Genomic DNA, 21,469 nt, shown 5'->3' on the forward strand with positions numbered 1-21,469 from the left:
GCCTGATATTTGACGCCGCTTCTACCCGGATGCGTTCCTAATGGCGCAGCATGACGCCGGTGGCGATGCAGGCCACGATCGCCAGGCTCATGGCGAGGCTGTAGGCGGCCATCAGGAGCGCCCAGCGGCAGACGGTAGCGAGCTTGCCGCCCCCATACACGCGCCACATGGCCCACGGCAGATAGGCGAGCAGCCACACGCCCAGCGCGAGGCGGATCAGGTCGACGGGAATCAGGGTCATCAGCGCCATCGTGATGAAGGCGAAGGCATTCGTATGCAGGGCGAACAGGAAATGCTCGCCATAGCGCCGCCCGCTGCCCAGGTAGAGGATTTTCAGGAACAGGGCGAACAGCGGCATCAGGCAAAACATGGCGTACGGCGCGTAATGGAAAAAGCTGTCCGCCACGAGCTTTTGTTTCTCGGCCGTGGACAGTTGCACAAAGTCTTGCCACTGGTGTGGCAGGGTGGGTGTCTGGCCCAGGATGCTGAGCTGCATTTGCGCAGGCCCGTTTGCCGTGGCCGGGTGGGGGCCGTGGGCGCTGACCCGGACCTGTTCGTCGTGGACGGTGAGGAGCAAGTCGCCGCTGCCGAACTTGAGGATGGCAAAGAACAGGATGCTAAAGGTCAGGTACACGCGCAGCGGCTCCACGTAGCGCACGCGGCGTCCCGCGATGTATTCATTGCTCAGCGCACCGGGACGCAGCAGCAGCAGGGCCAGGGTGCGCCAGAGCTTGCCTTCGAGCGCTACATAGTGCGCGACAAATTCATGCAGGAATTCACGCGCGCTGGGCATGTGCACGGCGGTCGTCTGGCCGCAGGCGCTGCAGAAATTGCCTGGCGCGTCGGTATTGCAGTTATGGCAGGTGCTGGCACCGGATGACACTGTTTTCAAGATGGACTCTTTCTATATCCGAAAGGTAATCATGCTGGCGGAGCCGGCTGGCTCAGCCAGGCTCGCGCAAGGGCGCGGCAGCGTTGTGGCGCGCGTACGCAGCATATGATGGATGAAAACAATGATAAAAGGCCATCTTTTTTCTCTTTGGTTGCTTCAGAGATACAAAATCCTGGCGTCGGCCGGAGCGTCCCTGTTGCGTGCAGCCTGATGGCGCCGTTCAGCGGCCGCCGAATGCGGCCAGCAGGCGACGCTCGCCTTCGGGCGCGAGGCGCAGGGCGCGGCTGTCGAGTTCGCGTTCGGCCCAGCGCTGGCGCAAGGCCAGCTGCAGGATGGCCGCCCCCAGCGCGCCGCCCAGGTGGGCGCGCCGTTCGCTCCAGTCCAGGCAGGCACAGGCGAAGCGGCGGCGCTGGCGCTGCAATTGCGGCACGTCGATGCCCAGCGCCGCCATGCCGGCCGCACCCGCTGCCGACAGCTGGTAATCGTCGCCATCGGCCAGCAGCCAGCCTTGCGCATGCAGCTGGTCGTGCACGGCGACGGCCACCGTGCCGGCCATGTGGTCGTAGCAGGTGCGCGCGTGGCGCAGGCGGTCCGGCGTGGTGGGGGAAAACGGCTGGCGCGGCACGCCGGCCACCACCAGCAGCGCTTCGAGCGCCTGGCCCACGTCAGCGCTGGCCAGGCGGAAATAGCGGTGCTTGCCTTGCGCCACCATGCTCAGCAAGCCGTCCTCGCGCAGGCGCGACAAATGCGCGCTGGCCGTCGAGGCGCCCACGTCGGCCAGCGCGGCCAGTTCCGTGGCCGTGCGCGCATGGCCATCGAGCAGGCTGCACAGCATGCGCGCGCGGGCCGGCTCGGCGATGGCGCCGGCCAGTTGCGCCAGGCCCATGTCGGCCGTGGGAGCTCGATGGCTGTCATCCATGATTCGTTCTCCGGCGAAGTGTTGTGGTGAAGGAGCCAGCATACTCGCCTCCTTTCACCACTGCAATGGAAGCCGCATGCCCCTCGCCGATCCCGCCCACCCGCTCGCCGCCGTCACCCACGCGGCGCCCTATGACTACTATCGCCGCCTGGCGGCAGGTCCGCCGCTGCGTTTCGAGGCGTCGCTCGATTGCTGGCTGGCGACGGGCGCGGCCGGCGTGTGCGCCGTGCTCGAGCATCCGGCTTGCCGCGTGCGGCCGCCCGGACTGGCCGTGCCCTTGAACATGGCGGGCACGCCGTGCGGCGCGCTCTTTGCGGAACTGGTGCGCATGAACGACGGCGAGCGGCATGCCGTGCCGAAGCAGGTGCTGGCGCGCGCGCTGGGCCAGGTGGACCTGGCGCGCCTGCCGGCGCGGACATTGTGGATGGCCGGCGAGCGCGTGCCCGCCAGCGCCGCGCAGCTGAACGAGGCATTGTTCGAACTGCCGCTGTTTGCCATGGCCGATGTGCTGGGCTTTGCGCCAGCGCAATGGCCGGCGCTGGCCGCCTGGACGCGCGATTTCGTTGCCTGTCTGTCGCCGCTGAGCAATGCAGAAGAACTTGCCGGCGCGCAGGAAGCGGCCGGCGCCTTGCTGCACGCTTTTGGCTGCTTGCTGCGCGAGGCCGATGCCTTGCCCGGCAGTTTGCTGGGCAGCATCGTGGCACAGGCGCAAGCGCTGGGCTGGCATGCCACGGGCGGCCTGCAGGCCAACCTGGCGGGCTTGCTGTCGCAAACCTGCGAAGCGACGGCCGGCCTGCTTGGCAATGCCATCGTGGCCTTGCGCACGCAGCCCGGGCTGTACGGGCAACTGCGCGCCACACCGCAGCTGTGGCCGGCCATGCTGGGCGAGGTCAGCCGGCACGATCCCGCGATCCACAACACGCGCCGCTACACGGCGGAAGACGTGGACATCGGCGGCGTGCGGGTGGCCGCCGGCCAGACGATCATCGTCGTGCTGGCCAGCGCCTGCCACGATGCGAGCGTGCAGGCGGAGCCTGGCGCGCTGCGGCGAGCGGTGGCGCTGACGCCAGGCTTTGGCCATGGACGCCACGCCTGTCCGGGCCAGTCCATCGCGCACGCCATCGCCGCCGCTTGCATGCAGGCATGGGCCGATGGGCTGGAAGACATGCCGCTGGCGTGGACGTACCGGCCGTCGCTGAATGCCCGCATCCCTGTTTTTAGCGCAGGAGCAGCATCATGATCGCCGTGATCTTTGAAGTCTGGCCCAGTGCCGAAGGCCGCCAGGCATACCTGGACCTGGCGGCCGCGCTGCGGCCCTTGCTCGACAAGGTCGATGGCTTCATTTCCATCGAACGCTTCGGCAGCCTGAGCGAACCGGGAAAATTGCTGTCGCTATCGTTTTTCCGCGACGAGGCGGCGCTGGCGCAGTGGCGCCAGCTCGAGGCGCACCGCGCGGCGCAGTCGGCCGGGCGGCATGGCGTGTTTGACGATTACCGCTTGCGCATCGCCACGGTGGTGCGCGATTACGGCATGCTTGAGCGGCAACAGGCGCCAGCCGACAGCCAGCGGCGCCATGGCGCCAGCGTTTAGCGCGGCAACGCGCCTTGCGTGATCTTGACCTTGACCCGGTAGGTGGGCTCGGCCGCATTCAGGGCCGGCGGCGTGGCCGGGTCGACGTCGAGCAGGGTGAACGTCAGGTGGTTGACGGTGACGGAACTGGCGCCGCCCGGCATGGAATCGGACAGGACGACATCCGTCGCGCCAGCCTGGTTGATCAGGCTGAAACTGTAGCTGACGTAACCTTTCCACACGCATACGGCGCCCTTGCGGCAGCGGCTGTCGTTGACGCGCTCGAGTTTCAGCGTATCGGTGGCCGTGATGGCAACCTGTTCGCCCGGCGACAGCACGTGGGTGACGCTGCGCGGCGTGTTTTCCGCGTCGCCGGCGCTGCCTGCCGCGCCGCAGCCGGCCAGCACGGCCAGGCAGGCGATGAAGATGGGGAATAACAGGCGACGACAGGAGTGATGAAGGTAAGACATATTTTTCCTTTCAGATAGTGCGTCCCCGGCATGGCGTGCACGCGAGAGATGAAAATGATAATAACAAAATGATATTTTCCCGGCGCGCGTTTGGCGTGCTGCGGGTGAATTGATGCGTCGGCCACGCGGCGCACCGATTACTGCGTAGAATGGCTGTTTTGAAAATCAGGAAACAACCATGAAAAAAACCGACCTGGCCAAAAGCGATGCCAAGAAACTGATGGGAAAGATGAATGTTCCCGGCGCCGGTGCATTCGGTAAGGAAGCGGTGGTCGTTGACCGCCGCGAGCAGCGCAAGCGCGACCAGGCCCTGGGCCTGGTGCCGTTCGCCGTCAAGCTGAACAGCGATCTGGTGTTGCAATTGCAGACCCTGGCAAAGGAACGCGGCGCGGATCTGAATGAATTGGTCGCCGAAACCCTGGTCAAGGGTTTGGCTGCAGCTTAACTGCTGACAATGTTTATCTGTTGATAAACATCAAACTACAAAACTAAAAGGCGCCTTGCGGCGCCTTTTTACTGCGGCCTTCCCCTGCTATTAGACGTAGGCGGCCAGGGCGCCCTTCATTTTTTTCAGCGCCGCCACTTCGATCTGGCGGATGCGCTCGGCCGATACGCCGAACTCTTCCGCCAGCGCGTGCAGGGTGGCGCCGGAACCGTCGTCGTTGGCCAGCCAGCGCGCTTCGATGATGCGGCGCGAACGGGCGTCCAGCTTGCCCAGGGCCGTTTCCAGGCCTTCCGATTGCAAACGCGTCACCTGTTCCGCTTCCAGCACCTTGGTCGGCTCGCTTTGCTCCGACGACAGGTAGGCGATCGGCGAAAACTTGTCGTCTTCATCGTCGGTCGGCGATTCCAGCGCAATGTCGCGGCCGCTCAAGCGCGTTTCCATCTCGATCACTTCTTCGCGCTTCACGTCGAGCAGCTTGGCCAGCGCATCGATCTGCTTCGGCGTCATCGCGTCCAGGCCCGTCTTGTGGCTGCGCAGGTTGAAGAACAGCTTGCGCTGTGCCTTCGTCGTCGCGACCTTGACCAGGCGCCAGTTTTTCAGGATGTACTCATGCATCTCGGCTTTCACCCAGTGCATGGCGTACGACACCAGGCGCACGCCCTGGTCCGGATCGAAACGTTTCACGGCTTTCATCAAGCCGATATTGCCTTCCTGAATCAGGTCGGCATGCGGCAAGCCATAGCCCAGGTAGCCGCGGGCAATCGAGACCACCAGGCGCAGGTGCGACAGCACCAGCTCTTGCGCGGCGGCCAGGTCATTTTTTTCGCGCAGGCGTTTCGCCAGCGAAATTTCTTCGTCGTGGGTCAACATGGGCAGGCGGTTCACGGCCGAGATATAGGCGTCGATATTGCCCAGATTGCCAGTGAACCCGAGGCCCAGCGCATTATTTTTGGTCGGAACCAATGCGGACGTTGCGGACATCATAGTCATGTTTTCTCCCTCGTAGTCTTGCTTTGTTCCAGTTGGCCACGTCACGCGACATGGCCCTGCTTGTCTTGTTTTTACGTATTCGGTCTTGCACTTCGCCTGTCGCGGCACCATCTACATCTGGTGCTCATGGCGGTCTTGCTTGGGTATGTCCCTATATTAGCACTCTCTGCCTGAGAGTGCCAATCAGCACATTTAATCGCTCTGATAGCCTAAAAGCTATGACGATTTAATACTTGATGAATTATCTAAAACACCACGCCAGTACGCCTGGCGGGGCAAGGTGCGGCGCTGCGCGCTCACTCCTTTACGACACATGCATAGTCTACGGCCGCAAGCTGAAGCGAGCCTTAAGAATACTTGCTAAATATCAAGATAACCACAGTATGGGGCGAATAGCAAAAAAACAAGAGAGGGAGACGCATGGCGACGCCAGGGGCGCCGCCATGGAAGGGCAGGTCAGTTCAGGCGCGCCAGGTGGCGCTGCACGCAGAGGAAGGCGCCGATCAGGCCGAGGCCGGCACTGAGGGCCAGCAAGCCGGCCATCGGCAGCGGCGCCAGCGGCACCAGCTGGAATTCGGACGCGTACAGGCGGGCAAATTCGGCAATCGCCGTATTCAGCGGCTGCAGGGCCAGCGCCACGGCACCCAGGGCGAGGGCGCCCGCGCACAGGCCCAGCAGGGCGCCCGTGTAATAGAAGGGGCGGTGGATGAAGGTGTCCGTCGCGCCGATCAGCTTTGAGATGCTGATTTCATCGCGTTGCTGCATCACTTGCAGGCGGATGGTATTGAAGACCACGGCGATGACGGCCACGCCCAGGGTGATGGCCAGCAGCAGCAGCACCAGGCGCAGCACGCCCAGCAGGGCCGCCAGGCGCTTGACCCAGGCCGAATCGACTTGCGCCGATTCCACGCCTGGCAGATGGCGCAACTGTTCCGCCACGGCATCGACATCCTGCGCTTCGCTGGCGCTGCTGAACGCGTCGAGCTTCAGCACATAGCTGTCGGGCAGGGGATTGTCGCCCAGGGTGCTCAGCACGTCGGCCAGGCCGCTCTTGTTTTTCAGCGAATCGAGCGCCTGTTCGCGCGCAATGAAGACGATCTTGGCCTTCTGGTTGCGCACGATCTTGCGCATTTCGCCCGCCAGGGCCACGGCTTGCTCGCGCGGCGTGTCGATTTTCAGGAAGACGCTGATTTCCGGGTCGACCGACATCTGTTCCGACATGGGGCGCACATTGTCGAGCATGGTCAAGCCGGCGAACGGCAGCGACAGGGCGATGGCGACGACGAGCACGTTCAATAAAAAGCCGCCCGGCGACTTGCGCAAGTGAATCAGCGCCGAACCGAGCGCGAAACGGTGTTGACGGAACCAGCCTCTCATGCGCGTTCTCCTTCGCCGTCATCGGCGCCCGGCGCGGGCGTGGGCGTGGGCGAAAAGTCGGGGTCGGGCGGGGCAAACACGGGCGCCTGCGTGGCCTTGTCGATGGCCACCAGCTGGCCATTTTTCAGGTGGATCACGCGGGCGGCGGCGTCGAGCATCTGTTCGTCATGGCTGGAAATGAGGCAGGTCACGCCCACGGAATGGAACGCTTTCAGCGCGTCGAGCACCTTGTTGGCGCTGGCGCGGTCCAGGTTGGCCGTCGGTTCGTCGGCCAGGATGATTTGCGGCCGGTTGACGATGGCGCGCGCGATGGAGACGCGCTGCTGCTCGCCGCCCGACAGCGACAGCGGACGCGCGAGGGCGCGGTCGAGCAGGCCGACTTTATCGAGCGCGGCGCGCGCGCGTTGCTCTGCGGCAGCCTTGTGGGCGCCGACGACGAGCAGCGGCAGCATGACATTGGCCAGGATGGAGCGGTCGTTGAGCAGTTTTTGCTGCTGGAAGATCAGGCCCATGTTGCGGCGCAGGAAGGGCACGCCGGCCGGCTTGATCTTCGCCATGTCCTGGCCATTGACGATCAGCTTGCCGGAAGTGGGGCGTTCCATGGCGGCGATCATTTTCAGCAGGGTGGATTTGCCGGCGCCGGACGGGCCGGCCAGAAAGACCAGCTCGCCCTTGGCAATGCTCAGCGAAATGTCGCTGAGCGCCACTGCATCGGGGGAGTATTGCTTGGAGACGTGCTGAAATTCAATCATGTATGGGCTTATCCGAGCAGCGCTTCGACAAATTCGGCAGCCACGAAGGGCTGCAAGTCTTCAATTTTCTCACCGATGCCGATGAAATACACGGGCACGGGGCGCACGCGGGCAATCGCCGCCAGCACGCCGCCCTTGGCCGTGCCATCGAGCTTGGTGATCACCAGGCCGCTCAGCTGCAGGGCGTCATCAAACGCCTTGACCTGCGTCAAGGCGTTCTGGCCCGTGTTGCCGTCGATGACGAGCAGGGTTTCATGCGGCGCGCCTTCCATGCCCTTGCCGATCACGCGCTTGATTTTCTTCAATTCTTCCATCAGGTGCAACTGCGTCGGCAGGCGTCCCGCCGTGTCGACCATCACCACGTCGATGCCGCGCGCCTTGGCCGACTGCACGGAGTCGTAGGCCACGGCGGCCGGGTCGCCCGATTCCTGCGAAATCACGGTCACGTTGTTGCGCTCGCCCCACACCATCAGCTGCTCGCGCGCGGCAGCGCGGAAGGTGTCGCCCGCGGCCAGCAGCACGGACTGGTTATTCGACTGCATGTGCTTGGCCAGCTTGCCGATGGTGGTGGTCTTGCCGGCGCCATTCACGCCGGAAATCATCATCACGAGTGGCTTGTGGCGGCCCAGCTCGAAACGCTTTTCCAGCGGTGTCAACAGGTCGATCAGCAGCACTTTCAGCGCGGCCTTGACGGCGGCGGCGTCGAGCAGCTTGTCTTCCTTGACCTTTTTCTTCAGTTCCGTCAGCAGGAATTCCGTGGCGTCGATGCCGGCGTCGGACATCAGCAGCGCGGCTTCCAGCTCTTCGTACAGGGCGTCGTCGATCTTCGCGCCGACGAACAGCACGGACAGGGTATTCGACGTCTTCGACAGGCCCGCCTTCAGGCGCGTCATCCACGATTTTTTCTCGGGTTCGGCAGCCACGACCACGGGCACGAGCTCGGCCGGCGCGCCGCTCAGGGGCGCAGCGGCAGGGGCGGCAGGCGGCGGGACAGTGGCGGCGGGAGGGGTAGCAGGCTCGACACTGACAGGCAGGGCTTCAGGGGCGGCGGGTTTTTTCTTGAAGAAACTAAACATGGATGTGTGGTGGCGGGTGCTGACCTTGGGCCCGGCGGCGCCGGACACTGTCGATACGGGCTATTCTACCAGAGCGCGCCCGGCGCTTCATGCTTTACTGTTCGATTGGCAACATTGCGCGCGTTTCCACGGAGATCGCCGCAGTTCTCCCGTGTTCAGTGGGTTTGCAGGGCATCCGCCTGATGGCGGCGGCGCCAGTCGGCGATGCTTTCCTCCACCTGGCGCAAGTCCAGCACGTGCAAAAAGGGCGGCGGGCGCTTGTGCAGCGCGGGGCTGCGTCCGCCGGCCCACACTTCCACCGTGGCCGGCAAGCCGGCCTGCAACTGGCGCAGGCTGTCGCGCGTCTGGCGTTCCTTGCTGGCGCTGGAAAACGACAAGGCGACGATATCGGCCCGCTGCGCGCGGGCGGCGGCGACGATGTCCGTCAGCGGCGTTTCCACGCCCAGCGACATGCAATGCGCGCCAGCGGCCACGCACAGGGCCTCGGCCATCAACAGCCCCAGGCCATGGCGTTCCTGCGGCAGGGTGCTGAGGACGATGCGCGGCGTGCGCAGGCTGGGATTGCTCTGTTGTGGCAGGGAAAAAATCGCGTGGCGCATCACCGTTTGCAAGGTTTCGCTATACAGATGCTCTTCGTACACGGCCAGCTCGCCGCAGGCCCACGCTTCGCCCACCATGGCCGTCAGCGGCGCGATGATGTCGACGGTGAAGGCCTTCAAGCCCAGCCTGGCCAGCGCCTGGCGCAAGGCGTCGCCCAGCTCCGTCATCTGGTGGCTGCGGCACAGCGCCAGGTAGTGCTCGAGTTGCGGTTGCGCCTGCTGGGGAGGCGCCGCACCGGCACTGGCCAGTTGCTGCAGCTGCAAGGTGCTGTGCTGCATGATCTTGCCGGGGCGAAAGCCCAAGTCCAGCAAGCGCTTCACCATGCGCAGTTTTTGCACCTGCTCGGCCGGGTAGCTGCGTTCGCCAAAGGCATCCCGTTGCGGCTGGGGAAAGGCGTAGCGGCGCTCCCAGACACGCAAGGTTTCCTTGGCCAGCCCGGTATCGCGCTCGACATCGCTGATGCTGAAGGCGGAAGGTGGTTGCAGTGCTTGCAGGTCAGTGTCCATACCAGGGGCTTGCTCGCATACCGAAAGAACGTGGTGTGCATTCTACGCCTTCCCTTGCCCCGTATAAATAGCTGAATCCGATTGGGAAAGGCTTGCGTATAAGTTCATGAAGCGTGCAAGCCATTGTTGACATAGCTCAATATTTAACTGATTATCGGTCCAGGTGGTTTTGTCCAGGACAAACTAATACGGGTGCAACCATGAAAATCGCCGTCGTCGGTGCGGGAATCGCAGGCCTGTCGTGTGCCTATCGGCTGGCGCAGGCTGGCCAGGATGTCACCCTGTATGAGGCGGGCGCCTATTTCGGCGGCCACAGCCATACGGTCGACGTCACGCTCGACGGCGCCACGCATGGCGTCGACACGGGTTTTCTCGTCTTTAACCACGCCACCTATCCGCAGCTCGTGCGGCTGTTCGACGAGCTTGGCGTGGAAGCGGCCGACAGCGACATGTCGTTTTCCGTGAAAATGCCGCTGGGAACCTCGCCCGGCGCGCGCGTGCTGGAATGGGCCGGCGCCAGCCTCGATACCGTGTTTGCCCAGCGCGGCAACCTGCTGCGTCCCGCCTTCCTGCGCATGCTGCGCGACATCGTGCGTTTCAACCGGCAAGCCAGCGCGCTGGCCACGGCCGCGCTGCCGGCGCCGGCCCTGTCGCTGGGCGAATTTCTCGACCTGCACGGTTATGGCAGCGAATTTCGCCACTGGTATCTGTTGCCGATGGCCGCCTGCATCTGGTCGTGCCCGGCGCGCCAGATGCTGGCCTTTCCGCTGGCCACCTTCATCCGTTTTTGCCATAACCACGGTTTGCTGCAAGTCAACGACCGGCCCCAGTGGCGCACGGTGCGCGGCGGCGCGCGCGTGTATGTGGAGAAATTGCTGGCCGGTATCCCGCAGCAGCGCCTCGCGTGTCCCGTGCTGGCCGTGCGCCGCCAGCCGCACGGCGGCGCACGCATGGTCGAATTGCACACGGCCGCCGGCATCGACCATGTCGACCATGTCGTGCTCGCTTGCCACAGCGACCAGTCGCTGGCCTTGCTGGCCGACTTGCGCGACGATGAACGTGGCGTGCTTGCCGCCGTGCGTTACCAGCCGAACCGGGCCGTGCTGCACACGGACGCATCCTGCCTGCCGCGGCGCCGCAAGGCCTGGTCGGCCTGGAATTACCAGGGCCGGGCGGTGGCCGCTGGCGAGGCGCCGCAAGTGTGCGTGCACTATCTGTTGAACCAGCTGCAGCCGCTGCCGTTCACTACGCCCGTCATCGTCTCGCTCAATCCGCTCGACGAGCCCGATCCGGCCAGCGTCATCGACGCGTTTTCCTATGCCCATCCCGTGTTCGATGGCGCGGCCATCGCCGCGCAGGCGCGCCTGGCTGCTTTCCAGGGCGCGCAGCATACGTGGTTCGCGGGCGCCTGGACGGGCTACGGCTTCCATGAGGACGGCTTGAGGTCGGGCCTGGCGGTGGCCGAGGCGCTGAACGGCATGGCGGCGGCGGAGCTCGGTCGTGCCGCGTGATCCCGCCTTGCCGGCCATGTCGCAGCCGCAGCTGTGCCTGGGGCTGGTGCGCCATGCGCGGCTGCGGCCGCGCGCGCATGCGTTCAGCTACGGCATGTTTTATCTGCGCCTGCCCTTGCGCAGCATGGGCGCCCACGATTTCCCCGCCCGCCTGATCGCGCGCAACCGCGCCAATGCGCTGTCCTTCCGCGACAGCGACCATGGCGACGGCAGCACGCCGCTGCTCGAATGGATAGATGGCTTGCTGCGCCAGCATGGCGTGCTCGATGCCGATGGGGAAATCTGGCTGCAAGCCATGCCGCGCGTGTTCGGCTATGTCTTCAATCCCGTCAGTTTCTGGTTTTGCCATCGTGCCGATGGCGCGCTGCGCGCCGTGCTGTGCGACGTGCGCAATACCTTCGGCGAGCGCCACCTGTATCTGCTGGAGCAGGGCGCAGCGATCGCGTATGGCAGCGAGTTGCGCGCCAGTAAGATTTTCCACGTCTCGCCGTTTTGCAAGGTGGAAGGCCAGTATCGCTTCCGTTTCCTGCGCAGCAGCGGCAAGGATGGCGAACGCCACCTGGCGAAGGTCGATTACGACGACCTCGATGGCCCGTTGCTACAGACGAGCTTGTCCGGCACGGCGCAGCCGCTGCGCGATGCCGCCATCGCCTGGGCCTTGCTGCGCTATCCACTGATGACCTTGGGCGTGATGGCGCGCATCCATTGGCAGGCGCTGCGCCTGTGGCTGCGCCGCGTGCCTTTCTTCAGCAAACCGCTTCCCCCACAAGAAAAGGTGTCCCGATGAGCTCCGATTCCCTGCCGACCAGCCTCGATGCGCGCAGCAGCCTGCCCCTTGAGCACGTTCGCGTGCCCACCGCCGCGCGCATGATCTTGCGCCTGCTGCAAGAATTGCAATTTGGCGCCTTGCGCCTGCGCACGCCCGATGGCAGCGTCTTGCTGTATGGCGACGGCGGCCACCCCGTCACGCTGGACTTGCATAACTGGCGCCTGTGCGCGGCCGTCCTGCGTTCGGGCGACATCGGCTTTGCCGAAACCTTCATCGCCGGCGACTGGCGCACGGACAACTTGCCGGGCCTGATCGAATTGATGGTACGCAACCGTGCGCAGATCGAGTCCCTGATCTACGGCAATTGGTGGGGCAATCTGATGTATAAGGTCCGGCATGTGCTCAACCGCAATTCGCGCGCGGGCAGCAAGAAGAATATCCATGCCCATTACGACATCGGCAATGCCTTTTATCAGTTGTGGCTGGACCCGTCGATGACGTATTCGAGCGCCCTGTTCAGCGAGGGCGCCAGCCTGCAACAGGCGCAGGCGGCGAAATACGCGCGTATCGCCGGCCAACTGCGGCTGCAGCCGGGCCAGCGCGTACTGGAAATCGGCTGCGGCTGGGGCGGTTTTGCGGAAACGGCGGCGCGCGACCATGGCGTCCATGTGACGGGGCTGACCTTATCCACCGAGCAACTCGCATATGCGCGCCAGCGCCTGCATGCGGCGGGGCTGGCGGCGCAGGCCGACCTGCAGCTGTGCGACTACCGCGACAGCCATGGGCAGTACGACGCCATCGCCTCGATCGAGATGTTCGAAGCCGTGGGGCAAAGCTACTGGCCCGGCTATTTCGACTGCGTGGCGCGCAACCTGAAGCGGGGCGGGCGGGCCTGCATCCAGACCATCGTCATCGCCGACGCCTTGTTCGAGCGCTACAGCAAGAGCACGGATTTCATCCAGCAGTATATTTTTCCGGGCGGCATGCTGCCTTCGCCGGCCGAGTTTTGCCGCGCCGCCGAGGCGCAGGGCTTGCGCGTGGTGGACGCCTTCAGCTTTGGCCTCGACTATGCGGAAACCTTGCGCCAGTGGCGCGCCAGCTTCCTGGCGCAGCGCGCGGCGCTGGACAAGCAGGGTTTCGATGGCCGCTTCCTGCTGACCTGGGAGTTTTACCTGGCGTACTGCGAGGCCGCCTTCGAGGCCCGCAACACGGACGTGATGCAATTTACCCTGATCAAGGACTGACCATGCGCCGTTTTCTTGTCCTCGCTTTGCTCTCATTGACCATGCTGGGCGCCAGGGCCGCGCCGCCGGACTTTGTCGGCGTCGACGTGCCCGAAGCGCGCCTGGCGGGCGAGGGCGACTACACGTGGTTCGGCATGCGTATTTATCGGGCGCAACTGTGGGTGGGGCCGCGCGGCTACCAGGGCGCGGCATCCGAAACGGCGCCCTTCGTGCTGGAATTGCGCTACGCGCGTGCGCTCGACGGCAAGAAGATCGCCGAGGCCAGCCATGAACAGATGCAAAAGCTGGGCGTGGGCACGGAACAGCAGCGGCTGGCCTGGCTGGCCACCATGCAGCGCATCTTTCCTGACGTTAAGGAAGGCCAGCGCATCGCGGGCGCCTACCGGGCCGGCATCGCGCCCGGCGTGCGTTTCTATCTCGATGGCCAGGTGCTGGCCGATGTGACCGATGGCGACTTCGCGCGCGCCTTCTTCGCCATCTGGCTCTCGCCATCGACCACGGCGCCGCAGCTGCGCGCGGCCTTGCTGCGGAGTGCGGCGCCGCTGCCATGAGCACCGGGGCCAGCGCGCTGGACTTGCCCGCCTTGTTCAGCTATGGCCTGTTCGGCTTGCCGCTGGCCATGCTGGCGTTGCCCATCTATATATATGTGGCGCCGTTTTATGCGCAGCGCAGCAGCCTGGACCTGGCGCAGATCGGCGCCGTGCTGCTGGCCGCGCGCATCGGCGCCGCTTTCATCGACCCGGCCCTGGGCGCGTGGATGGCGCATGGCCGGCACAGCTATGCCGAGCTCATAGGCGTGTCGCTGCCCTTGCTGCTGCTGGGTTTTGGCGCCCTGTTTCATCCGCCCGCCTTGCCGGAAGCGGCCACCCTGGCCTGGTTCCTGGCCGCCTTGCTGCTCGTCTATGCCGCCTATGGCCTGGCCAGCATCGCCCACCAGAGCTGGGGCGCGGCGCTGAGCCAGGCGCGCGCGCAGCGCACGCGCGTCACGGCCGTGCGCGAAGGCTGCGGCCTGGTCGGCGTGATCCTGGCGGCCGGGCTGACGTCCGTGCTTGGCTATGAAGGCCTGTCGCTGGCCTTTGCCGCCTGCCTGCTGATGGCCGGCGCCTTGCTGCTGGCGCGCGCGCCGCGTCCGGCCCTGCGTCGCGACTCGGCGGCGCTGCCCGCTGGCGCCTGGCGCGCGCCATGGCGCCAGCGCGCGTTTCGCTGGCTCTTTGCCATCCTGCTCGTCAATGGCGTCGCGGCGGCCATTCCCGCCACCCTGTTCCTGTTCTTTGCCGGCGATTATTTGCGTCTCGGCCATTACGCCGGACCGTTCCTGATCGTTTATTTTTGTGCGGCGGCCGCCTCGATGCCCGCGTGGGTGGCCCTGGCCCGCCGCTATGGCGAGGCGCGCGCCTGGCGCGGCGCCATGCTGCTGGCGGCAAGCGTGTTTGTCTGGGCGTATGGCCTCGACGCGGGCGCCGCCTGGGGTTTCGCCGCGATTTGCCTGCTGTCCGGCCTGGCGCTGGGCGCCGACCTGGCCTTGCCGCCGGCCCTGCTGGCGGGGCTGATCGGCGTGGCGGGCCATGCCGGCAGGCAGGAGGCGGCATATTTCGGCTGGTGGAACTGGGGTGTGCAAATGAGCCTGGCGCTGGCGGCCGGCATCGTCTTGCCCTTGCTGGCCTGGCTCGGCTATGTGCCGGGGCGGGACGGCGGCTTGCCGGCCCTATCGGCCACCTATGCCTTGCTGCCCTGCGCCCTGAAGCTGCTGGCGGCGCTGCTGTTGTGGCGTGCGCCCTTGCAACATATATATAGCGATAGTGGGCATATGGAGCATCGCGCATGCGTTTCGTGAGCTGTTTCTGCGCCGCCAGCACCGGCGGTGCCAAATCCTGTCCAAAGGCGGCGCCATGAATGGCAAGATAGATAACTGGGCCGGCAAGCGCGTGTGGGTCATCGGCGCGTCCAGCGGCATCGGCGCCGCCTGCGCCACCTTGCTGCTGGAGCAGGGGGCCAGCGTGGCCTTGTCGGCCCGCCATCGCGCCAGCCTGGAGCTGCTGTGCGCGGGCCAGCCGCTGGCGTTGGCCTTGCCGCTCGACATTACCCAGCCCGTGCAGCTGCGGGCCGTTGGGGCGGAGCTGGCGCGGCATTGGCCGCAGATTGACCTGATACTGGTGGTGGCCGGCGGCTATCAGGCCATGCGCGCCGACACCTTTGACCTGGCCGCGGCGCAGAGCCTGCTGGCGCTGAATGTCGGTGGCGTCTTCAATTGCCTGGACGTGGCCTTGCCGTGGCTGTTGCGCCAGGGCCGTGGCGGCATCGGCATCGTCGCCTCGGTGGCCGGCTATGGCGGCTTGCCGCAAGCGCTAGCGTATGGCGCCAGCAAGGCGGCGCTGATCAATTTGACGGAGTCGCTGTACCTGGACCTGCATGGGCGTGGCATTGATGTGTATCAAATCAACCCCGGTTTCGTCGCTACGCCACTGACGGCCGGCAATGACTTCGCCATGCCCGCGCTGATGACGGCCCGGGACGCGGCCGCCGCCATGCTCGACGGCATCGAGCGGGGCCAGTTCCATATCCATTTCCCCAAGCGTTTTAGCAATGCCATGCGCCTGGCGCGGCTGTTGCCGTACCGCGCTTATTTTTGGCTGATCCGCAAGGTGACCGGTTTATGACAGGAGAAGCGAGCATGACGCAGACGGCAAGCGTGGAGGGGCCGCTGGCGCGGCTGGTGGCGTTTTACGAGCACCTGAGCCTGGAGAATCTGGCCCAACTGGGCGCCGTGTACGCGCCGGACGCCTGTTTCAAGGATCCGTTCAACGACGTCGTGGGGCATGCGGCCATCCTGGCCATCTTCGAGCACATGTTCGTGCAAGTCGATGCCCCGCGTTTTATCGTGCTCGACAGCATGGGACAGGGCAGGCAAGCGTTCCTCACCTGGGAGTTCCGTTTCCGCATGAAGCGCCGCTTAGCTGGCGAGCAATGTATTCGCGGTGCCACCCATATCCGTTTCGATACGCAGGGCAGGGTAGTGCAGCACCGCGACTATTGGGATGTGGCCGAGGAATTGTATGAAAAGCTGCCGCTGCTTGGCGGGTTCATGCGCATGCTGAAACGCGCAGGGCGACGCTAGCGCTGCTGCGTGGCGCTTTTAAGCAAACATTACTCAAAAGAAAAAGCAAATACGCTGCGAGGGACGCCGAAAAGGCTTGATCTCGATCAATGTGTCGTTTTTTTGACACAAAACTATCAAAATATTTAGAAGGCAACATTGTAAGAAATTGTTTCAGGTGATGCGGAATTGGCAAGCAAGAGACGCCGATATCGTCACCTCGCGGGCAACAGGCAAAAGAACCGGAAAGCATGGAAAACATTTCTAGGTAGGCAATTTAAATTACCGGAAAGTCAGTAATTTCATTGTCACTCTGCCTATTTTTTCCATGCGCGCGCCGACGCCGAAATTCTGCCCTACGCCCCTGAATAATGCGGCAACGCACCAAAATGGGACGTAATAATTCCCGTTTTTGGGCATCCGGCAGCAAACATTGGCGATGCGGTGTATGCTTCGTCCCGTTTATCCATTATCACCTTACAAATTGTGCGCTTTGTCGCGTAAATCTTGGACGGCCGATGGTGGGTAAAGCATGTTGATGTTTTAATCATGCGCCTGATACTGTTGCACTAATACAACGGGTGTCGACAAGGCATGCGCTATGATGGAATGGTCAATCAGGCCAATGCATTGATTGGCAAGGGGCACTGGCTCTGTCGCGTAGTACGGTTGGCGATGGTTGGGATGCCTGAAAAAGCCCCTGGCCTGGTACCGGAAGTAACATGTTGGAACTTGATGGAATGTGAAACGGTCGTTATAGTGCCGCTTCCGGTGCCCTTTGAGCACCGAACCGGCGCACGAAAATACGGTCGTTATGCAGCCTTCTAGCTTATCGGTGCAATAGCGTGCCGATACCGATATGAATTGTTCCTCTGACCGGAACAGCAATGTGGCAGGTGGAGACCTTGCCCTCACTCATAAAAAGCGCTCTGTTAGAGCGCAGCTCGAGATGCATAGGCTGTATTACTTTTTGCTTCAAAAATTAAAGGAAATTGCAATGAAAAAAACTCTGATCACCCTGGCAGTTCTGGCAGCAGCCACCGGCGTAGCCCAAGCTCAATCGAGCGTCGTAATCTACGGTACCGTTGACGCTGGTTTCGTCAGCGAGCGCGGCGGCGTTAACGGCAACGTTAACAAACTGGACAGCGGCATTGCTTCGGCATCGCGTATCGGCTTCAAAGGCACCGAAGATCTGGGCAGCGGCCTGTCGGCACTGTTCGTTCTGGAATCGGGCTTCGGCGTTGACAACGGTCAACAAGACGTTGCAGGCAGCCTGTTCAACCGTCAAGCTTACGTTGGTCTGAGCAGCAAAACGGCTGGTACGCTGACCCTGGGTCGTCAATACACCCCTTGGTACAACACCCTGTCGAAAGTTGCTGATCCATTCGCAGCTGGCTACGCTGGTTCCGCTAAGAACTTGTTCCCAGCGAACACCCGCACCAGCAACACCGTGCTGTACACCTCGCCAAACTTCAACGGCTTTGACGCTGACGTGGCTTACACCTTCGGCGAAAACGCTGATTCGAACAAAATCGGCCGCAAAATCGGCGCGTCGGCTGGCTACTCGAACGGTCCTCTGAACGCACGTCTGGCTTACAACAACACCAGCAACGACACCGCGACCATCGAACAAGGCAGCGGCCGTAACTACCTGGCTGCTGTTAACTACGATTTCGCAGTTGCAAAAGCTTACGTCGCTTACGGCGTGAACAAAGGCAACAACAGCGGCATCCGTAACAACGGCGCCGTCAATGCCTTCAACTACGTTTCGGCTGGTGCTAGCACCGACAGCAACAACATCCTGGTTGGCGCAACCGTACCTGTTGGCCCAGCTGGCACCGTAATGGCTTCGTTCATCCGCACGAACGACAAAACCAACGCCAATGCTGACGCTGATCAATGGGCACTGGGCTACTCGTACGCTCTGTCGAAGCGCACCAGCACCTACGCTTCGTACGCTAAAATCAAGAACAAAAACTTCGCTGGCTACACCGTTGGCAACAACGCCAATGTTGGTACGGGCGACAAAGCCTTCAACGTTGGCGTTCGTCACTCGTTCTAATATTCGCGCAAGCGAAGCTTAGTACCGCTGCAGGCATCCCTTCGGGGGTGTCTATCAGCAAAGAAACGCGTCTCCAGGCTAGTCCTGGCGGCGCGTTTTTGCATGTGCGGCGCCAGTTATAATGTTGCCGTTACTAAAGTAGAGGAATGCCATGTACCCATTCAAATCGCCACGCCTGGCCGCCATGCTGGCCGCACTGCTGCTGGCCGGCGCCACTGGCGCCGCCTTCGCCGCGGCCAAGGCAAGGAAGCCGGCCGGGCTGGAGCGTTATGGCGTGACCGTGTATTCGGACCTGTGCCTGCAAAAGGACAGCGGCGAGATCGGCGGCCAGCGCGTCACCCTGCATCGCTTCGCCGAAGCCGATTCCGTCATCTATGAATTCACGGCAGGGGCCCTGAGCTGGCCCATCGTGGCCAGTGACGTCAACCTCGATGCCGCCACGGGCGCCTTCGACTTCACCATCGCCGGCGCGGACAGCGAAGAGCGCACCATCGTCGGCAAGTTCTCGAAGGATGGGCAAACCCTGACACTGGAAGGCGATTATTGCGGCGGCAACGTGCGCATGCCGATGAAGCTGAGCCGCGTGCGCGACTTTGGCCGTCCGCTGAAAAATTGCACGCCATGCCCGCCCATGCCGGAGGTGCCTGCCGAACCGGCGCCGGCAGCGGAAGCCGTGCCCGAGAGTTCGCTGGCGCCGGCAGCCTGATAGTGTGAGGCCATGAAAAAGGCCCGGTGGTGACCGGGCCTTTGTGATTTCTGCTGCAATCGACTGCTTACTTCGCCGCTTGCGCCTTTTCCGCCGTGGCGCGGATGGTGGCCAGCGTCGCGTTCGGCGTGATCAGGTTGCCGTCGTAGCGCAGCTCGATCAAGGCCGGCAGGCTGTGCGCCTTGGCATGCGCGAGCGCCCGCTGCAGGGCAGGAGCGAACTCTTCCGTCGTATTCACCACTTCGCCATGCGCGCCATACGCTTGCGCCAGCGCCGCGAAATCCGGGTTGTGCAGGGTCGTGCCCGACACGCGGCCCGGGTAGTCGCGCTCCTGGTGCATGCGGATGGTGCCGAACATCTGGTTATTGAAGACGATGATGACCACGCCCGCCTGGTATTGCACGGCCGTCGCCAGTTCCTGGCCATTCATCATGTATTCGCCATCGCCGGCAAAGGTGATCACGGTGCGTTCCGGATCCACGATCTTCGCCGCCACGCCGGACGGCACGCCGTAGCCCATGGCGCCATTCGTCGGCGCCAGCTGGGTGCGCATGCCGCCGTAGCGGTAGAAGCGGTGCGCCCACGAGGCGTAATTGCCGGCGCCGTTCGTCAGGATGGTATCGGCGGGCACTTGCGCCATGATGTCCTGCGTCACTTGCCACAGGTCGAGCGGCGCCTGGCCATCCTGGAAGATCGGCGGCTGCTGCTGGTAGGCGGCCAGCTCGGCCTTGGCGGCGGCCGGCGTATGCTGCCAGGCGGCCGCGTCGACGGCGTCCATCGCAGCGAGCATGGCGCACGCTTGCGGCATGCCGCTGTTGATCATCAGCTCGGCCTGGTAGACGCTGCCCAGCTCCTCGGCATCCGTGTGGATGTGCACCAGGCGCTGGCGCGGCACGGGCGAATCGAACAGCGTGTAGCCGCCGGTGGTCATTTCGCCGAGGCGCGGACCGATGGCGATCACCAGGTCGGCGTCCCTGACGCGCGCGGCCAGCTTCGGGTTGATGCCGATGCCGACGTCGCCGATGTAGTTCGGATGCGCATTGTCGAGCAAGTCCTGGAAGCGGAAGGCGCAGGCGACGGGCAAGTGATTCGCTTCGGCGAACTGCTGCAGGTCGGCGCACGCCTGCGGCGTCCAGGTGGTGCCGCCCAGCAGCAGCAGCGGGCGCTGCGCGCCGGCCAGCATGCTGCGCAACTGTTGCATCTGGGTATGGGACGGCGCCGCCTGCACGGGCTGGTAAGGGCGCGTATCGGCCACGGCCGCCATGGAAATGAGCATGTCTTCCGGCAAGGCCAGCACGACGGGGCCGGGGCGGCCGCTGGTGGCCACCTGGAAGGCGCGCGCCAGGTATTCGGGGATGCGCTCGGCGCGGTCGATCTGTGCCACCCATTTGGCCATCTGGCCGTACATGCGGCGGTAGTCGATTTCCTGGAACGCTTCGCGGTCGACGAAATCGTTGCCCACCTGGCCGATGAACAGGATCATCGGCGTCGAATCCTGGTACGCCGTATGCACGCCGATCGACGCGTTGGTGGCGCCCGGGCCGCGCGTGACGAAGCAGATGCCCGGCTTGCCGGTCAGCTTGCCGTAGGCTTCGGCCATGAAGGCGGCGCCGCCTTCCTGGCGGTTGATGATGAAGCGGATGCCCGAATCGTGCAGGGCGTCGAGCACGTCGAGGTAGCTTTCGCCAGGCACGCCAAAGGCGGTGTCGACACCGTGGATCTGCAGGGCATCGACCAGGATCTGGCCGCCGGTACGGGATTGTTGCGTCATGTTCGGCTCTTTATATTCTAGTTGGGTGGCAAAGAAAAATCGGGCAAGCGAAGCGCATGCGCCTGGTATACGCGCAGCTTGCGCCATTCTATGTGAGCCGATTTGGCCCGGCTTTTGAAATGGCGACACCGAATTACACAATCCCCCGGGACGGGCAGCCCGGCAAGGCGCGGCTGGCGAGCGGCGCCGCGTGCGCGCAGGCCTTTTTGCAGAAACATGCTGCGGCGCGGTACAATGGCGGGTGAAGCAGGCCAGACAGTCGCTGGCTGGCGCAGCAATGCGCTGGCGGGAGGAAGGTCCGGACTCCATAGAGCGGGGTGACGGTTAACGGCCGTCCGCCGAAAGCCGACCCGGCGTACTTGTATGTCGGGGGAGTATAAGGCGAGGAATAGGGCCACAGAGACGAGCGTATTAAGTTACGGTGAAACGCGGTAACCTCCACCTGGTGCAATTTCAAATAGGCACGCGATGATGCTGCTCGCGGAGCGTGCGGGTAGAAAGCTTGAGCGCCCGAGTAATCTGGCGCCTAGAGGAATGACTGTCATAGCGCCGACCTGCAAGGGAAGGCGCCGTAACAAAATCCGGCCTACCGGCCTGCTTCACTTGAATTCTTTACCCTTTGGCATGCCAAGAGGTGTTCGGCGACGGTGTTTTTCGCACCGCCGGCATGACCAAAAAGCCCCGGCAACGGGGCTTTTTTGTTTCTAAAAATATAG

General features: G+C 63.7%; 21 protein-coding genes and 1 other RNA gene. 13 read left to right on the forward strand and 9 right to left on the reverse strand.

Going from position 1 to position 21,469, the window contains the following annotated elements; genetic code table 11:
- Positions 1-37 precede the first annotated feature (37 nt).
- Together AC1RDJ_RS20460 and AC1RDJ_RS20465 are read right to left on the reverse strand one after the other, a co-directional pair.
- Complete coding sequence (locus AC1RDJ_RS20460; RefSeq protein ID WP_493028557.1) at positions 38-883, reverse strand: DUF3667 domain-containing protein; 846 nt, start codon at positions 881-883, stop codon at positions 38-40.
- 229 nt (positions 884-1,112) lie between these two features.
- A complete protein-coding gene (locus AC1RDJ_RS20465; RefSeq protein ID WP_071325309.1) occupies positions 1,113-1,811 on the reverse strand; it encodes an ArsR/SmtB family transcription factor in 699 nt (232 codons plus the stop codon).
- A gap of 76 nt (positions 1,812-1,887) precedes the next feature.
- On the opposite strand from AC1RDJ_RS20465, the gene AC1RDJ_RS20470 reads away from it, so the two are divergent.
- Both AC1RDJ_RS20470 and AC1RDJ_RS20475 read left to right on the forward strand, forming a co-directional pair.
- Positions 1,888-3,051, forward strand: a complete 1,164-nt coding sequence (locus tag AC1RDJ_RS20470; RefSeq protein WP_493028518.1) for a cytochrome P450 — start codon at positions 1,888-1,890, stop codon at positions 3,049-3,051.
- Positions 3,048-3,401, forward strand: coding sequence for an antibiotic biosynthesis monooxygenase family protein (locus AC1RDJ_RS20475; protein WP_493028519.1), 354 nt, complete (start codon positions 3,048-3,050; stop codon positions 3,399-3,401). Before AC1RDJ_RS20470 ends, AC1RDJ_RS20475 begins: the two co-directional genes overlap by 4 nt.
- Here the strand turns inward: AC1RDJ_RS20475 and AC1RDJ_RS20480 are convergent.
- Entirely contained in the window at positions 3,398-3,850 is a 453-nt protein-coding gene (locus AC1RDJ_RS20480) for a hypothetical protein (protein WP_493028520.1), read from the reverse strand. The two genes, AC1RDJ_RS20475 and AC1RDJ_RS20480, sit on opposite strands and share 4 nt — an antisense overlap.
- 178 nt (positions 3,851-4,028) lie before the next feature.
- Here AC1RDJ_RS20480 and AC1RDJ_RS20485 point away from each other — a divergent pair, with 178 nt between their 5' ends.
- Positions 4,029-4,295 carry a hypothetical protein gene (locus tag AC1RDJ_RS20485; protein ID WP_071325305.1) on the forward strand — a complete coding sequence of 89 codons (267 nt, stop codon included), beginning with the start codon at positions 4,029-4,031 and terminating at the stop codon, positions 4,293-4,295.
- Positions 4,296-4,385: 90 nt separating this feature from the next.
- Here AC1RDJ_RS20485 and rpoH read toward each other — a convergent pair whose 3' ends face one another.
- The 5 genes from rpoH to AC1RDJ_RS20510 form a co-directional block, all read right to left on the reverse strand.
- The gene (rpoH, locus tag AC1RDJ_RS20490) at positions 4,386-5,279 is read right to left on the reverse strand and encodes an RNA polymerase sigma factor RpoH (protein WP_071325304.1); all 894 of its coding nucleotides are present in this window, start codon (positions 5,277-5,279) and stop codon (positions 4,386-4,388) included.
- A 462-nt stretch (positions 5,280-5,741) separates the two neighbouring features.
- Positions 5,742-6,662 carry a permease-like cell division protein FtsX gene (gene ftsX / locus AC1RDJ_RS20495; RefSeq protein ID WP_071325303.1) on the reverse strand — a complete coding sequence of 307 codons (921 nt, stop codon included), beginning with the start codon at positions 6,660-6,662 and terminating at the stop codon, positions 5,742-5,744.
- On the reverse strand, positions 6,659-7,414 hold the full coding sequence (locus tag AC1RDJ_RS20500; RefSeq protein WP_493028521.1) for a cell division ATP-binding protein FtsE: 756 nt from the start codon (positions 7,412-7,414) through the stop codon (positions 6,659-6,661). Before AC1RDJ_RS20500 ends, ftsX begins: the two co-directional genes overlap by 4 nt.
- 8 nt (positions 7,415-7,422) lie before the next feature.
- The gene (ftsY, locus tag AC1RDJ_RS20505) at positions 7,423-8,490 is read right to left on the reverse strand and encodes a signal recognition particle-docking protein FtsY (RefSeq protein WP_289889479.1); all 1,068 of its coding nucleotides are present in this window, start codon (positions 8,488-8,490) and stop codon (positions 7,423-7,425) included.
- Between the two features lie 155 nt (positions 8,491-8,645).
- Positions 8,646-9,596: a MerR family transcriptional regulator gene (locus tag AC1RDJ_RS20510; RefSeq protein WP_071325300.1), complete on the reverse strand. Its 951-nt coding sequence runs from the start codon at positions 9,594-9,596 to the stop codon at positions 8,646-8,648.
- Positions 9,597-9,796: 200 nt separating this feature from the next.
- Here AC1RDJ_RS20510 and AC1RDJ_RS20515 point away from each other — a divergent pair, with 200 nt between their 5' ends.
- From AC1RDJ_RS20515 to AC1RDJ_RS20555, 9 genes are all read left to right on the forward strand, one after another.
- Complete coding sequence (locus tag AC1RDJ_RS20515; protein WP_493028522.1) at positions 9,797-11,107, forward strand: NAD(P)/FAD-dependent oxidoreductase; 1,311 nt, start codon at positions 9,797-9,799, stop codon at positions 11,105-11,107.
- The gene (locus tag AC1RDJ_RS20520) at positions 11,097-11,894 is read left to right on the forward strand and encodes a DUF1365 domain-containing protein (protein WP_232250972.1); all 798 of its coding nucleotides are present in this window, start codon (positions 11,097-11,099) and stop codon (positions 11,892-11,894) included. Before AC1RDJ_RS20515 ends, AC1RDJ_RS20520 begins: the two co-directional genes overlap by 11 nt.
- Positions 11,891-13,120, forward strand: a complete 1,230-nt coding sequence (locus AC1RDJ_RS20525) for a class I SAM-dependent methyltransferase (RefSeq protein ID WP_493028523.1) — start codon at positions 11,891-11,893, stop codon at positions 13,118-13,120. The genes AC1RDJ_RS20520 and AC1RDJ_RS20525 overlap by 4 nt, the downstream gene beginning before the upstream one ends.
- A 2-nt stretch (positions 13,121-13,122) precedes the next feature.
- A complete protein-coding gene (locus AC1RDJ_RS20530; RefSeq protein ID WP_493028524.1) occupies positions 13,123-13,671 on the forward strand; it encodes a chalcone isomerase family protein in 549 nt (182 codons plus the stop codon).
- Positions 13,668-14,954, forward strand: a complete 1,287-nt coding sequence (locus AC1RDJ_RS20535) for an MFS transporter (RefSeq protein ID WP_493028525.1) — start codon at positions 13,668-13,670, stop codon at positions 14,952-14,954. Before AC1RDJ_RS20530 ends, AC1RDJ_RS20535 begins: the two co-directional genes overlap by 4 nt.
- 55 nt (positions 14,955-15,009) lie before the next feature.
- Positions 15,010-15,777 carry an SDR family NAD(P)-dependent oxidoreductase gene (locus AC1RDJ_RS20540; RefSeq protein ID WP_493028526.1) on the forward strand — a complete coding sequence of 256 codons (768 nt, stop codon included), beginning with the start codon at positions 15,010-15,012 and terminating at the stop codon, positions 15,775-15,777.
- Positions 15,778-15,791: 14 nt separating this feature from the next.
- Positions 15,792-16,235 (forward strand): nuclear transport factor 2 family protein, encoded by a 444-nt coding sequence (locus AC1RDJ_RS20545; protein WP_071325296.1) that lies wholly within the window; start codon positions 15,792-15,794, stop codon positions 16,233-16,235.
- A gap of 976 nt (positions 16,236-17,211) precedes the next feature.
- Positions 17,212-18,276: a porin gene (locus AC1RDJ_RS20550; protein ID WP_071325295.1), complete on the forward strand. Its 1,065-nt coding sequence runs from the start codon at positions 17,212-17,214 to the stop codon at positions 18,274-18,276.
- A 151-nt stretch (positions 18,277-18,427) separates the two neighbouring features.
- Entirely contained in the window at positions 18,428-18,982 is a 555-nt protein-coding gene (locus AC1RDJ_RS20555) for a hypothetical protein (RefSeq protein WP_289889486.1), read from the forward strand.
- A gap of 67 nt (positions 18,983-19,049) precedes the next feature.
- On the opposite strand, the gene AC1RDJ_RS20560 is transcribed toward AC1RDJ_RS20555, so the two are convergent.
- Positions 19,050-20,753 carry a thiamine pyrophosphate-binding protein gene (locus AC1RDJ_RS20560; protein WP_493028527.1) on the reverse strand — a complete coding sequence of 568 codons (1,704 nt, stop codon included), beginning with the start codon at positions 20,751-20,753 and terminating at the stop codon, positions 19,050-19,052.
- A gap of 243 nt (positions 20,754-20,996) precedes the next feature.
- On the opposite strand from AC1RDJ_RS20560, the gene rnpB reads away from it, so the two are divergent.
- An RNA gene (gene rnpB, locus AC1RDJ_RS20565) (RNase P RNA component class A) lies at positions 20,997-21,358 on the forward strand.
- Positions 21,359-21,469: the final 111 nt, after the last annotated feature.

This window comes from Janthinobacterium sp. GW822-FHT07H10, from assembly GCF_058798675.1.